This window comes from Monashia sp. HAY1-2A, from assembly GCF_056755315.1.
The window spans coordinates 1-12,593 of the sequence record NZ_JBNDHY010000124.1; the positions used below are offsets into that span (position 1 = coordinate 1).

The 12,593-nt window shown below is 74.3% G+C and carries 11 protein-coding genes; 10 read left to right on the forward strand and 1 reads right to left on the reverse strand.

The features are described from left to right. The coding region (locus ACPYOM_RS16525) for a hypothetical protein (protein WP_481346792.1) at positions 1 to 225 on the reverse strand (225 nt) is incomplete at its 3' end. On the opposite strand from ACPYOM_RS16525, the gene ACPYOM_RS16530 reads away from it, so the two are divergent. The 10 genes from ACPYOM_RS16530 (at position 217) to soxR (ending at position 12,478) form a co-directional block, all read left to right on the forward strand. Beyond that, complete coding sequence (locus ACPYOM_RS16530; RefSeq protein WP_481346793.1) at positions 217 to 1,680, forward strand: AAA family ATPase; 1,464 nt, start codon at positions 217 to 219, stop codon at positions 1,678 to 1,680. The two genes, ACPYOM_RS16525 and ACPYOM_RS16530, sit on opposite strands and share 9 nt — an antisense overlap. Then, positions 1,677 to 3,035 carry a hypothetical protein gene (locus tag ACPYOM_RS16535; RefSeq protein ID WP_481346794.1) on the forward strand — a complete coding sequence of 453 codons (1,359 nt, stop codon included), beginning with the start codon at positions 1,677 to 1,679 and terminating at the stop codon, positions 3,033 to 3,035. The genes ACPYOM_RS16530 and ACPYOM_RS16535 overlap by 4 nt, the downstream gene beginning before the upstream one ends. Further along, positions 3,032 to 4,012 (forward strand): glutamate ABC transporter substrate-binding protein, encoded by a 981-nt coding sequence (locus tag ACPYOM_RS16540; protein WP_481346795.1) that lies wholly within the window; start codon positions 3,032 to 3,034, stop codon positions 4,010 to 4,012. Before ACPYOM_RS16535 ends, ACPYOM_RS16540 begins: the two co-directional genes overlap by 4 nt. Continuing rightward, positions 4,009 to 5,313, forward strand: a complete 1,305-nt coding sequence (locus ACPYOM_RS16545; RefSeq protein WP_481346796.1) for a hypothetical protein — start codon at positions 4,009 to 4,011, stop codon at positions 5,311 to 5,313. Before ACPYOM_RS16540 ends, ACPYOM_RS16545 begins: the two co-directional genes overlap by 4 nt. Next, positions 5,310 to 7,799 carry a serine/threonine-protein kinase gene (locus tag ACPYOM_RS16550; RefSeq protein WP_481346797.1) on the forward strand — a complete coding sequence of 830 codons (2,490 nt, stop codon included), beginning with the start codon at positions 5,310 to 5,312 and terminating at the stop codon, positions 7,797 to 7,799. Before ACPYOM_RS16545 ends, ACPYOM_RS16550 begins: the two co-directional genes overlap by 4 nt. Next, entirely contained in the window at positions 7,796 to 9,157 is a 1,362-nt protein-coding gene (locus ACPYOM_RS16555; RefSeq protein ID WP_481346798.1) for a protein phosphatase 2C domain-containing protein, read from the forward strand. Before ACPYOM_RS16550 ends, ACPYOM_RS16555 begins: the two co-directional genes overlap by 4 nt. Continuing rightward, the gene (locus ACPYOM_RS16560; RefSeq protein WP_481346799.1) at positions 9,150 to 10,436 is read left to right on the forward strand and encodes a VWA domain-containing protein; all 1,287 of its coding nucleotides are present in this window, start codon (positions 9,150 to 9,152) and stop codon (positions 10,434 to 10,436) included. Before ACPYOM_RS16555 ends, ACPYOM_RS16560 begins: the two co-directional genes overlap by 8 nt. Continuing rightward, complete coding sequence (locus ACPYOM_RS16565; RefSeq protein WP_481346800.1) at positions 10,433 to 11,356, forward strand: FHA domain-containing protein; 924 nt, start codon at positions 10,433 to 10,435, stop codon at positions 11,354 to 11,356. The genes ACPYOM_RS16560 and ACPYOM_RS16565 overlap by 4 nt, the downstream gene beginning before the upstream one ends. Positions 11,357 to 11,478: 122 nt before the next feature. Beyond that, positions 11,479 to 12,045 carry an AAA family ATPase gene (locus ACPYOM_RS16570; RefSeq protein ID WP_481346801.1) on the forward strand — a complete coding sequence of 189 codons (567 nt, stop codon included), beginning with the start codon at positions 11,479 to 11,481 and terminating at the stop codon, positions 12,043 to 12,045. Position 12,046: 1 nt separating this feature from the next. Then, complete coding sequence (gene soxR / locus ACPYOM_RS16575) at positions 12,047 to 12,478, forward strand: redox-sensitive transcriptional activator SoxR (RefSeq protein WP_481342156.1); 432 nt, start codon at positions 12,047 to 12,049, stop codon at positions 12,476 to 12,478. Positions 12,479 to 12,593: the final 115 nt, after the last annotated feature.

The following is a 12,593-nucleotide window of genomic DNA, read 5'->3' on the forward strand; positions in this document are numbered from 1 at the left end:
TCCGTCGTCGGCAGCGTCAGATGTGTATAAGAGACAGACACCCCACCCGTCCCCCACTCCTCCGCGAGCGGCTCGCGGCTCGCCGAGAGCCTCGAGCAGCTGACCGACGTCGCCGCCGAGGCCGGCCTCGACCCGACCGCGGCGCGTGACGAGGGGCTGCGGGTCGCCGCGGCGCTCGCGGAGTCCGTCCCGGACGCCGCGGCCGGCTGGGCCGAGGTGGCCCACCCGGGCCTGACCGAGCTCGCCGCCGTCAACGCCGCGTTCTTCGACGCCGCGTCGCGGGGACGCCGGTGGCGGGCCGCACCCACAGACCTGCTCGCCTCGCTCGTCGGCTCCGGCCACTCCCTGGCCGACGAGTACGCCGAGGCGCTGACCGAGGTGGCCTCGGCCGCCGTCATGCTCGGCACCGCGCCGATCTGGGTCATCGCGAACGCGTCGGCCACCGCCGGCGTCTACCTCGCCGCGGCCCGGGGCACCGCGCTGCCACCGGCGCCCGCGAGCACTCCCGCGACCGGGCCACCGGTGCCGGCGGCCACGCCACGGGTGCCGGTCGGGGTGCCGGGGTCCGGCACCGCATCGCCGGACCTGCCCGGGACGGGCCCCCGACCCGCGGATCCGCCTGGGGCCCAGGCCGGTCCGTCGGGGACCCTGTCCGACGCCGAAGCCCCCACGGGCGCCTCGGCGCCGCAGCCCGAGCCCACCGTCGAGCCACAGAAGACGGTCGAGCAGCTGCTGGCCGAGCTCGACGCGATGATCGGCCTCGACCGGGTCAAGCGCGAGGTGCACCGGCAGGTCGCCCTGCTCACCGTCGAGAAGCTGCGAACCGAAGCCGGGCTCAGGGCCCCGAAGATGAGCCGGCACCTCGTCTTCGTCGGCAACCCGGGCACGGGCAAGACCACGGTCGCCCGGCTCATCGGGGCGATCTACCGCGCGCTCGAGCTGCTGCCGCAGGGCCAGCTCGTCGAGGTCGACCGCAGCGAGCTCGTCGCCGGGTACGTCGGACAGACCGCCCTCAAGACCGCCGAGGTGTGCCAGAAGGCGGACGGCGGCGTGCTGTTCGTCGACGAGGCCTACTCCCTCACCGGCGACCAGTACGCCCAGGAGGCCGTCAACACCCTCGTCAAGGAGATGGAGGACCGGCGCGAGCGGCTCGTCGTCATCGTCGCCGGCTACCCCGACCCGATGGTCACCTTCATCACCCAGAACCCGGGCCTGGCCAGCCGGTTCACGACGACGATCGAGTTCGACGACTACTCCGACGACGAGCTGGTCCGCATCCTCGACGCCATCGCCGAGGGCAGCGACTACGAGCTGACCCCCGAGGCCCACGACCGGGTCCGCGCGATCCTGCGGGCCACGCCCCGCACCTCCGCCTTCGGGAACGGACGCTTCTCGCGCAACCTCTTCGAGGCCGCCGTGTCGCGGCACGCGTGGCGGCTGCGGGACGCGACGGAGCCGACCCGCGACGACCTGCGTCTACTCACTGGAGACGACTTCACCGACCAGCCGGACGCCCCCGAGGACCCCGAGGACCCCGACGTCCCCGACGCCCCCGACACCGAGGCCCCGTCGGATCCGGACCCGCTCAGGGCGAACCCCGATGGAACCGGAGCCGGCGGCGAGGCAGTCTCGGACGAGCAGCACCACCCGAGCCAGGATCCGAGCGAGGACACCGTATGAGCGCACCGACGACGAACATCCCCGTCGCCATCCCGGCGGGCGCGCCCGGCGGCTCGGGCGGCTCGGGCGGCTCGGGTGGGCCCTCCGGTGCCGGCGGGCCGCAGCCGCGGACCATCGCCGGCAGCCTGCCGGGGGCCCGTGGCGTCGCCACCAGGCTGCTGCACGGCACGCCGGGACGGATGCGCCTGTACGGCCTCGTCGGCGTCGTCGCCGCCCTGCTGCTCGGCGCGGTCAGCGCCAACGCGCTGCTCGCGTCGCAGTCGGCCGTCGAGCGCGCCGCGAACAACACCGCCCAGGTGGTCCGGGCCCAGTCGATCCACGTCGACCTCCTGCGCGCCGACGCCCTGGCCACCAACGCGTTCCTCGTCGGCGGCGTCGAGTCGGCGCAGTCGCGCTCTCGGTACGAGCAGGCCATGGGGGACGTCGCCAGGAGCCTGTCCGAGGCGGCTGCCGCCCAGCCCGCCGACGGCGCCGCGCTCGGGGTGCTCTCGCAGCAGGTGCAGACCTACGTCGGGCTCGTCGAGCAGGCCCGGGCCAACAACCGGCTCAACCTGCCGGTCGGCGCGCAGTACCTGACCCAGGCCAGCGACGGCCTGCGCTCCGACGCCATCCCGGTCGTCGAGGCCGTCGTGTCGGCCAACGAGCAGCGCGCCCGGGCCGAGTTCGACCGCAGCAACTCCAGCCTGCAGCTGCTGGCGGGGCTGCTGTCGCTCGTGGTGCTCGTCCTCGTGGCGGTGTGGCTGGCCAAGCGCACGCACCGCTACCTCAACCCGTCGCTCGCGGCCGCCATCGTCATCCTCGTCGTCGGCCTCTTCGTCGCGGCGTCGACGATCGGCGGCGTCGCCAGCACGACGCGTCAGGTGGCCGACGGTGACTACCAGACCGCCGTCCGGCTCGCCGGGGTCACGACCGCCGCCAACGACGCGCGGGCCAACGAGAGCCTGACCCTCATCAAGCGCGGCTCCGGCAAGTCCTACGACGACAAGTGGAAGAGCGACGACAGCGCGGTGCGCTCCGCGCTCCAGGGCGTCGACCGCTCCGGGACGCTCGGGGCCCAGTGGACCGCCTACCGGACGGTGCACCTCAAGGTGCGCCAGCTCGACTCCAACGGCCAGTGGGACCAGGCGGTCGCGCTGTCGACGAGCACCGGCGCCGACGGCGCGGCCGCGGCCTTCGCCACTTTCGACAGCGCGGCGGCCACGCTCCGGGACAAGGCCAGCACCAGCGCGATCAGTGAGCTCCACGGCCTCGGCGGATCGGCCCCCGTCTATGCCGTCGGGCTCGCGCTCGCCGCGCTCGTCGCCTCGTGGCTCGTCGTCCGTGGCATCGGCCAGCGGATCGAGGAGTACCGATGAACGCCGCACTGCGTCGGGTCCTGACCACGACGGTGGCGGTCGCGACCCTCGGGACGCTAGCCGCGTGCTCAGCAGTCACCTACGAGGCCACGCCCGTGCCGACGAAGACCCGGGCCAGCACCACCTCGAAGGCACCCGTCGCCGCTCCGCAGGCGTGCGCCAACCCGACCCAGTCCTACGACCCGCTGCCCAGCCTGCCGAGCCGGTCGCAGGTCACCGACCCCGGCATGCGGCAGATCCTCGACCGCGGGTACCTGCGCGTCGGCGTCTCGGCCGACACCTACCTCTTCGGGGCCAACGACCCGGCGACGGGGCGGATCCAGGGCTTCGACATCGACCTCGCGCGCGCGGTGGCCAAGTCGATCTTCGGCGACCCGAACAAGGTGCAGCTGCGCGTCATCACCGCGGCCGACCGCCTGCCGTTGCTCGAGAGCGGGGACCTCGACACCGTCGCCCGCAACATGTCGATGACGTGCGACCGGTGGCAGAAGATCGCCTTCTCGGCCGAGTACTACCGGTCGGGCCAGAAGGTCCTCGTCGGTCGCAACCTGCCCGGCGCCGCGAACCTGTCGCTGAAGGACCTCGCCGGCAAGCGGGTCTGCGCGCCCGCCGGCACGACGTCGCTGACCAAGCTGCAGCAGGTCCAGGGGCCGCTCGTCGTCACGGCTCCGACGCACACCGCCTGCCTCGTGCTCTTCCAGCAGGGCAAGGCCGACGCCATCACCGGCGACGACACCGTCCTCGCGGGCCTGGCCGCGCAGGACCCGAACACCGTCGTCACCAAGGCGCCGGCCATCACGGTTGAGCCGTACGGCCTGGGCATGAACAAGGGCAACGTGTTCCTGGCCCGGTACGTCAACCGCGTCATCGCCGACCTCGAGTCGAGCGGCGAGTGGACGGCGATGTACGACCGCTGGCTCGCCGGTCCGCTCGGCCCGGCGCCGAAGCCCCCCACCCCCGTGTACGGACGCGCATGACGGCCGTTCCCGCGTCCGTGCCGGCGCCTGGGCCCGAACCGGGCGCCGGCGTCATGGCCCCGACCGCCCCGGGCCGCCTCGGCGTGCCCGTCCAGGCGGCCGAGGCGCAGACCTACCTGTTCGCGCTGCGCGACTGGGTGGCCCAGCGGCGCGCCGACCTCGGCGAGGTCGACCGGGCCGTGCTGCGCCTGACGCCGGCCGAGCAGGCCACGATCACCGGCGACCTCACGGTGGCCCTGACGTTCTGGAAGGCCGTCAGCGACCGGCTCGTCCTGCTCGAGACGACCTTCGACGGCGGACGCGTGGGGCCGACCGAGGCCGAGCGCCTGTCGACGCTCATCCACGGGCGGCTCGACTCCAACACCTCCGAGCAGCTGTCGCTGCCCTCGAGCGGGTCGCTGGCGGTGAGCCTGCCCGAGGCGTGCCGCCTCCTCGACTCGCTGACCCGCACCCTGCAGGCCCGCGCGTCCCTCGCCCCGGGAGCCGCCGAGGCGAGCCAGCGGATCACCGTCGCGCGGGCCGGCCTCGAGCGGGTCCGCGACCAGGTGCCGCTCGTGCCCACCGGGGTCCAGCGCGACGACGCGGCCGAGAGGCTCACGCGTCTCGACCGGCGCATGGCGGACGTCGTCGAGCGGGCCCGCCGCGGCGCCGACACCGGCGGCCTCATCGCGCCGCTCGAGATCGACATCGCCGTGCTCGAGCGCGACCTCATCGTCGCCGCCGCCGAGCGGGCCTCCGCGGCGCGGAGCCGGATCCGGACCCAGCAGCAGGTCGAGGAGCTCGACGCCCGGGCCCAGGCCATCCGGGCCCTCGAGCGAGCCTGCCTCGCGGCCATCACGCCGGCACCGCACCTGGCCATCCCCAACGTCCGCGCGCTCGGACCCGTCCCGCAGGGCGCGAGCGAGCTCGCCGCCTACCGCGACAAGCTCGACCGCGTCGGCCGCGCCCTCGACCTGGCCCACGAGACGTACGCGGCCGGGCTCGCCGAGCGCGACGAGGTCGTCGGTCTCGCCGGCGCCGTCGGGGCCATGGCGGCCTCGGCGGCGTTCGAGCCCGACGTCGCCGCCGACGTCGCCGACCTGCGGTCCCGCCTCGACGCCGTTCTCGGCACGACCCCGCTGCCGGTGGGCCGAGCCCGCGCCCTCGCCGCCGCCTACCAGGCGTACGTCGACGCCGCGACGCGTCCTGGACGCGTCCCGCGCGCGAGCGGCGCCGGCACCGGCGGGAGCACCGGCGCGACCGCGTCCGGCGGCCGCGGCCCCTCCCCGTCCAGCACCCGACCCCAGAGGCAGCGACCATGAAGTGCACGCAGCCCGGATGCCCCGGCACCATCGTCGACGGCTACTGCGACGTCTGCGGCATGGCCGCAGGGTCGACGCCGGCCCCCGCCCTCGCCACGGCCGGCACCGCGTCCGGTGCGACGCGCCAGGTGGGTGCCACGGGTGGCTCGGGTGGCTCGGGTGGCCCGGTGTCCGCCGGCCTCGCTCCGGCCCCCGGGGCCGGGGCGTCGGGAGGGACGACCGTCCCCGACGGCACGCCCTGCCGCCAGCCCGGGTGCACGGGGACGATCGACGCCGGCTACTGCGACGTGTGCGGCACGCCCGCCGAGCAGGCCGAGGTCGCCTCGCTGGCACCGGTCCCGCCGGCGTCCGGCGCGATGTCGGCCACCTCGGGCGGCGAGGGCCCCGCCGGCACCAGCCCGGACATCTCCTCGCGGTCGGCCGCGTCGAGCAACCTCGCCTCGACCGCCCTGGGCTCCAAGCGGGCCCGGCAGGGCGGCAGCATCGCGACCCGGCGCACGAGCAGCTCCCAGCGGCTGCGCTCGGCCCGTCTCGGCGGCGGCATCACGACCGTGCGCCCGGCCCCCACCATCGACGCCGAGAAGGCCCTGCTCACCGACCCCACCGTCCCGGAGAACAAGCGGTTCTGCCCGAAGTGCGGCGAGCCCGTGGGCCGCGGCCGCGACGGCAGGCCGGGACGCACCACCGGGTTCTGCGCCAAGTGCCGGCAGCCGTTCTCCTTCGACCCCAAGCTCAAGGCGGGTGACCTCGTGGCCGGCCAGTACGAGGTGGCCGGCTGCCTCGCGCACGGCGGTCTCGGCTGGATCTACCTGGCCCGCGACAAGAACGTCTCGGACCGCTGGGTCGTGCTCAAGGGCCTGCTCAACTCCGCCGACCCCGATGCGCTCGCGGCGGCCATTGCCGAGCAGCGGTTCCTCGCCCAGGTGTCGCACCCGAGCATCGTCGAGATCTACAACTTCGTCACCCACGACGACGCCGGCTACATCGTCATGGAGTACGTCGGCGGCACGTCGCTCAAGTCGATCCTCAAGCAGCGGATGCAGGCGGCGGGGCGCTACGACCCGCTGCCGGTCGACCAGGCGCTCGCCTACATCCTCGAGATCCTGCCGTCGTTCCAGTACCTGCACGACCTCGGGCTCGTCTACTGCGACTTCAAGCCCGACAACATCATCCAGGTGGGCGACGAGGTCAAGCTCATCGACCTCGGCGGCGTGCGCCGGGCCGACGACGAGGACTCCGCGATCTTCGGCACGGTCGGCTACCAGGCGCCCGAGGTGGCCGAGCTCGGCGTCTCCGTGGCCTCCGACATCTACACCATCGGGCGCACCCTCGTCGTGCTGACGATGGAGTTCCGCGGGTACCAGACGACCTACCTCAACACGCTCCCGCCGCAGGACTCCGTGCCGGTCTTCCAGAGGTACGACGCGTTCTACCGACTCGTGGCCAAGGCGTGCGCGCCCAACCGCGACGACCGTTTCGTGTCGGCCGACGAGCTGCGCTCCCAGATGGTGGGGGTGCTGCGCGAGGTCGTCGCCCTCGACCAGAACGCCGGGGCCGCGTCGACGACCGTCAGCTCGCTGCTGTTCGAGGTGCCCACGCCCGGCATCGAGCCGGACGACTGGCGCAACCTGCCGGCGCTACGGCGTGACCCCCACGACCCGCAGACCGGCTGGCTCAGCACCGTCACGGGAGCGCCCGCCGAGCGGCTCACCGCCCTCGAGCGCGCCGCGGCACGCACCACCGAGGTGCTCCTCGACATCGCTCGCACCGCGCTCGACGCCGGCAAGCGCGACGTCGCCGAGGCCACGGCCGGCGAGCTGCTCGCCAACGACCCCTGGGAGTGGCGAGCCGTGTGGATCCAGGGCCTGGCCGCCCTCGAGCGGGGCGACGCCCGTGCCGCCCAGGCCGCGTTCAACGCCGTCTACGGCCAGGTCCCCGGCGAGCTCGCGCCCAAGCTGGCGCTCGCCCACGCCAGCGAGCGCGCCGGCGACGACGTCGTCGCCGAGAACCTCTACACCGCCTGCGCCCGCACCGACTCGACGTACGTGCCGATGGCCGCCTTCGGGCTCGCCCGCATCCGAGCCGCCCGACGCGACGTCGACGGTGCCGTGGCCGCGTACCGCCTCGTCCCGCTGCAGTCGAGCGCGTACCGCACGGCCCGTGCCGGCCTCGCCGAGCTGCTCGCCCGGGCCAACCGCGGCCTGCCCGACCTCGCCGAGGCGCTGCGCACCCTCGACGACACGTCGCTGTCGGCGCGGCGCAAGGCAGAGCTGACGACGCTCATCTACCGTGAGGCGCTCGCCACCGTCGAGAAGACCGGCACCAAGGCCGACCTGCTCATCGGCGAGCACAAGACGACGCCGACCGGACTCCGGCTCGGGCTCGAGGAGTCGCTGCGCGAGCTGGCGCGGCGCACGCCGGACCTCGCCGAGCGCGTGCCGCTCGTCGACGAGGCCAACACGATCCGACCTTGGAGCCTCTGGTGACCGACCTGCCCCCGACCGGCCCCGGCGTGTCCGCGGTGCCGGCCGCCGCCCCCTCCGAGCCCTCCGAGCCCTCCGAGCCCTCCAAGCCCTACGACACCACCGTCGCGTCCGAGGCGCCCGGCGGGGAACGGCCCTGCCCCGCGTGCGGGACGGCCAACGCCGCCGACGCGACCTTCTGCGAGGCGTGCGGCACGGAGCTGGCCGCGTCGGTCGTCGGCAGCGGTCTGCCGCAGGCGAGCGCGCCCGAGCCGCCGGCCGGCATGACGGCCGGGATGACGGCCGCGCCGCAGACGGCACCGGCCGGCGAGGAGTCACCCCTCGACGTGGGCTGGACCGGCGCCGTGCCCTCGGCCGGGGTCCCCGGCGCGGGTGCCGGTACGGGTGAAGGTGGGACCGAGCCGGACGACACGTGCCCGACGTGCCACGAGGGGCGCATCGTCGACGGGTGGTGCGACCGGTGCGGCTCGCCGCGACCCGACCCCCGCGACCACTTCGCCGAGGCGCCCGCCGCGTGGGTCGCCGGACTGTGCGACATCGGCCGCCGCCACTCGCGCAACGAGGACGCGATGGCGCTCAGCGCCGGCGAGGCGCCCGGCTCGCGGGCGGTCCTCGTCGTCTGTGACGGCGTCTCGATGGCCACCGACTCGCACATCGCCTCGCTGGCCGCGGCGCAGGCTGCGCGCGCCGTGCTCGACCAGCCGTTCCCGCGCGGCGCCGGCACCCCCGAGGCGTGGTCCGGCACGGCGTCCCGGGCCCTGACCGCCGCCGTCGCGCGGGCCAACGAAGCGGTCGCGGAGGCCGTCGTCGACGACGTGCCGAACCCGCCGTCCTGCACCTTCGCCGCGGCCGTCGTCGAGAACGGCGTCGTCGTGGCCGGCACCGTGGGCGACAGCCGCGTCTACTGGCTGCCGGACGGCGACGCCGAGCCGGCCCGCCAGCTCGGGCAGGACGACTCGTTCGCCCAGGAGCAGATCACCTCCGGCGTGCCACGTCGCGAGGCCGAGAACGGTCCGCACGCCCACTCGATCACGCGCTGGCTCGGCCGCGACGCCCCCGACGACCTCACGCCGCACGTGACGACGCTGACGGCCACCCCCGGCTGGCTGCTCGTCTGCTCCGACGGGCTGTGGAACTACTGCTCCGAGGCGGAGGACCTCCGGGCGCTGCTGCGCGAGAGCGTCGCCCGCGTCGGGGACACGCCCGACGCACTGGCCCGCGCGCTCGTCGACTTCGCCAACGGGCAGGGCGGGCGCGACAACATCACGGTTGCCCTCGCCAGACTGGCTGGGCAAGGATCGACAGCGAACGAGGGCACGGCGGGGGCCGCGCCCGAGGAAGGGGACCCGACCGATGGCTGACTTCACCGCAGAGGTGTTCCAGAACGAGTTCCTGCCCGACGGCGGGACCGACGTGCACGCGATCGTGCGCATCACGTCGGCCGGCGCGTCGGCCGGGGCCTCCGCCGGGCTCGCCGACCCGGGGTCGGCGGCCGAGGTCATCCTCATCGACACCTCCGGCTCGATGGGCCGTCGTGGCCTGCAGGCCGCCGGGGAGGCGGCCAAGGCGGCGCTCGCCGAGATCGTCGACGGGACGCTCTTCTCCATCGTCGCCGGCAACGGCACCGCGCAGATCGTCTACCCCTACAGCCACCAGGGTGCCCTCGTGCCGATGTCGGCCCGAACGCGGGCCGAGGCCGGCCGCGCCATCGACGGCCTGCGCGCCAACGGGGGCACGGCGATGGGCACGTGGCTGACGCTCGCGCGGCAGATCTTCGAGACGGTGCCGCACGTCACCAAGCGCCACGCGATCCTGCTCACCGACGGCGTCAACGAGGGCGAGACCCCGGCGTCGCTGCAGGCTGCGGTCCGTGGCTGCATCGGCGTCTTCCAGTGCGACTGCCGCGGCGTCGGCGACCAGTGGCGCGTCGAGGAGGTGCGCGGCATCGCCTCGGCCCTGCTCGGCACCGTCGACCTCATCCCGGCACCCGAGGAGATGGCGGCGGAGTTCGAGGCCATGATGCGGGCCTCGATGTCGCGCGGCGTCGCCAACGCCGAGCTGCGCGTGTGGGTGCCGCAGGGTGCCGAGCTGCTCTTCGTCAAGCAGGTGTCCCCGACGCTCGAGGACCTCACGCCGCGACGCCAGCCGATCAACCCGCTGACCAACGCCTACCCCACCGGCGCGTGGAGCGACGAGAGCCGCGACTACCACGTCGCCGTCCGCCTGCCGGCGCGCACCCTGGGGCAGGAGCAGCTCGCCGCGCGCGTGCAGATCTCGCTCGGGTCCGACCCGCTCGCCCAGGGCCTCGTCAAGGCCAAGTGGAGCAACGACGACTCCCTGACCACCCGCATCGACCCCGCCGTCGCCGCCTACACCGGCCAGGCCGAGCTCGCCACGGTCATCCAGGAGGGCCTGGCGGCCAAGGCGGCCGGGCAGGACGACGTCGCGACGGCCAAGCTCGGCCGGGCGGTCCAGCTGGCCGACCAGACCGGGAACGACGAGATGACCTCGCGCCTGCGCAAGGTCGTCGAGATCGACGACGCCGACACCGGGACCGTCCGTCTCAAGAAGGGTGCGAGCAGGATCGACGAGATGTCGCTCGACACCGCGTCGACGAAGACGAGCCGGGTGCGCCGATGAGCGCGGTCTGCCCCAACGGCCACACCTCCGAGGCCGAGGACTACTGCGACACGTGCGGGTCGCCGATCGACGCGTCCGCCCAGCCGGCCGCGTCAGGTGCGTCGGGTGCGTCGGGTGCGTCGGGTGCGTCGGGTGCTTCAGGCGGGTCGGTGGCGTCGGCGCCGGGCCCGGGTTCGTCTGCCGTGCAAGCTGGTCCGGCCGCGGGCACGTCCGGCGGGGGCCGCTCGTCCCTCGACCTCGACACGCCGGGTGGCGCGACGGTCGGCTCGGCCGCGCCGGAGCAGCCCCAGGGCCCGGCCGTGCCTCCGGCGCCGTCGGTGCTCGAGTGCCCGAACTGCCACACCGAGAACGCCGAGGGCGCCCTCTTCTGCGAGGCCTGCGGCTACGACTTCACGACCGGTGCGATGCCGCGCGACGCCGGGGCCTCCGGCGCGACGACGTCCCCGGGCGAGGCGTCGCCGTCCCCGGGCGAGGGCGCCGGCACTGGGGTCGGCTCGGCTGCCGAGCCGTTCGAGTGGCTCGCCGAGGTGTGGGTCGACCCCGACTGGTACCAGACGCAGGAGGCCGAGGACCCGTGCCCGTCCCCCGGGCTCCCGGTCATCATGCCGCTGCGCCACCGGAGCGTCCTGCTCGGCCGGGTGTCGACGAGCCGCAACACCAACCCGGAGATCGACCTGTCGTCCGACCCGGGCGTCAGCCGCCGCCACGCGCAGCTGACGACCGATGGCACGCGCTGGTTCGTCGAGGACCTCGGCAGCTCGAACGGCACGTACGTCGGGCCGGCCTCCGGGCCGCTGCCCGAGCAGGCGATCGCGGTCGGCCCCAAGACCGAGCTCGGTGACGACGACCGGCTCTACGTCGGCGCCTGGACGCGGGTCGTCGTGCGCCGAGCCACCCCGGACGAGGCCGAGACGTACTGACGCCGACGTACTGACGCCGACGGCCGCTCCACGCCGCGTCCCCGCGTCGGGGTGTGGGACGAACTTGAACGTCACCTGAAGTACGACGCCATTTCGGCGCGTCGGCACCCTAAGGTGTGCGTGTGAGCGAACGGGCCTTCCTCCACGGCACCGGCGACACGCCGCAGGTCATCGTCGTGACGGGTGTCATGGCCGCCGGCAAGTCGACCGTGTCGCAGCTGCTCGCCGAGCGGTTCAGCCGCGCGGTGCACCTGCGCGGCGACGAGTTCCGCCGGATGGTCGTGCGCGGCCGCGTCGACCTGTCGCCGCACGGCGACCCCGAGGCGGAGCGACAGCTGGAACTGCGGCACCGGATCACGGCGCAGACGGCGAACGCGTACGCCGAGGCCGGGTTCACCGTCGTCGTCCAGGACCTCTTCGTCGGCACGAGTCTCATGCCGTTCCTCGAGCAGGTGAGGGCCCGTCCCCTCAGCCTCGTCATGCTCGCCCCCGATGTCGGCACCGTCATGCGGCGCGAGGCCGAGCGCGTCAAGGTCGGCTACGGCGACCTCTGGTCGATCCGCGACTTCGACCACAAGGTGCGCACCGAGACGCCGCACATCGGGCTGTGGCTCGACAGCTCGCAGCAGACCCCGGAGGAGACCGTCGACGAGATCGTGTCCCGGCTGCCCGAGGCGAGGATCGCCTGAGATGGCGGGGCTGACCATCGGGCAGGTCGCCGAGCGCACCGGCGTCGCGACGTCGGCGCTGCGCTACTGGGAGGAGCTCGGCCTCGTCTCCTCGGTGCGCACCAGCGGCAACCAGCGACGCTACGAGCGAGCCACCATCCGACGCGTCTCCTTCATCCGGGCCGCGCAGCGGGTCGGGCTCTCGCTCGAGGAGATCGCCGCCTCGCTGTCGACGCTGCCCGACGGCCGGACGCCGACGGCCAGCGACTGGGCCCGGTTGTCGAGGTCGTGGCGTCCCCGCCTCGACGAGCAGATCCGACGCATCGAGAAGCTGCGTGACCAGCTCGACTCGTGCATCGGGTGCGGGTGCCTGTCGCTGCGCACCTGCGCGCTCAACAACCCCTCGGACGTGCTGGCCGGGCACGGCCCGGGAGCCGTCCTGCTCGAGCCCTGACGCGGAGGAGCTGCTGATCGGCCCCCGGCCGGCACGTCGTGCGCCTGGGCCCGGCACGCCGTGGGCCTCGGCATGCCGCTGTCTCTTATACACATCTGACGCTGCCGACGACGGA

Coding starts and splice junctions, on each gene's coding strand:
- ACPYOM_RS16535 (WP_481346794.1), top strand. CDS start 1,677: ATGAGCGCACCGACGACGAACATCCCCGTCGCCATCCCGGCGGGCGCG.
- ACPYOM_RS16550 (WP_481346797.1), top strand. CDS start 5,310: ATGAAGTGCACGCAGCCCGGATGCCCCGGCACCATCGTCGACGGCTAC.
- ACPYOM_RS16540 (WP_481346795.1), top strand. CDS start 3,032: ATGAACGCCGCACTGCGTCGGGTCCTGACCACGACGGTGGCGGTCGCG.
- ACPYOM_RS16545 (WP_481346796.1), top strand. CDS start 4,009: ATGACGGCCGTTCCCGCGTCCGTGCCGGCGCCTGGGCCCGAACCGGGC.
- ACPYOM_RS16565 (WP_481346800.1), top strand. CDS start 10,433: ATGAGCGCGGTCTGCCCCAACGGCCACACCTCCGAGGCCGAGGACTAC.
- soxR (WP_481342156.1), top strand. CDS start 12,047: ATGGCGGGGCTGACCATCGGGCAGGTCGCCGAGCGCACCGGCGTCGCG.
- ACPYOM_RS16560 (WP_481346799.1), top strand. CDS start 9,150: ATGGCTGACTTCACCGCAGAGGTGTTCCAGAACGAGTTCCTGCCCGAC.